This window comes from Burkholderia sp. BCC1988 (assembly GCF_905339895.1).
Taxonomy (GTDB): domain Bacteria; phylum Pseudomonadota; class Gammaproteobacteria; order Burkholderiales; family Burkholderiaceae; genus Burkholderia.
Map to the genome: position 1 here is coordinate 1 of NZ_CAJPHA010000084.1, position 490 is coordinate 490.

General features: G+C 65.9%; 1 protein-coding gene. It reads left to right on the forward strand.

Going from position 1 to position 490, the window contains the following annotated elements:
- Nucleotides 1-490, forward strand: a 490-nt coding sequence (locus U4012_RS35660) for an amidohydrolase family protein (protein ID WP_321804589.1), incomplete at both ends; no start/stop codon positions are given.

Below are 490 nucleotides of genomic sequence, written 5' to 3' on the forward strand. Positions count from 1 at the left end.
ACAGTGGGTGCGCGTGGTCGGCGGCTTCACCGAGCACCAGTTCGTGGAGAAGCGCCTGCCGACGATCGACGAACTGAACGCGGCCGCGCCCGATACGCCGGTGTTCATCCTGCACCTGTACGACCGCGCACTGCTGAACGCGGCCGCGCTGCGCGTGGTCGGCTACACGAAGGACACGCCCGAGCCGCCGGGCGGCACGATCCTGCGCGATGCCGCGGGCAACCCGACCGGGCTGCTGCTCGCGAACCCGAACGCGACGATTCTCTACGCGACGCTCGCGAAGGGACCGAAGCTGCCGTTCGAATACCAGTACAACTCGACGCGCCACTTCATGCGCGAACTGAACCGTCTCGGCGTGACGGGCGTGATCGATGCGGGCGGCGGTTCGCAGAACTATCCCGACGATTACGAAGTGATCCGCAAGCTGCACGATGCCGGCGAGATGACGATCCGGATCGCGTACAACCTGTTCACGCAGAAGCCGAATGCG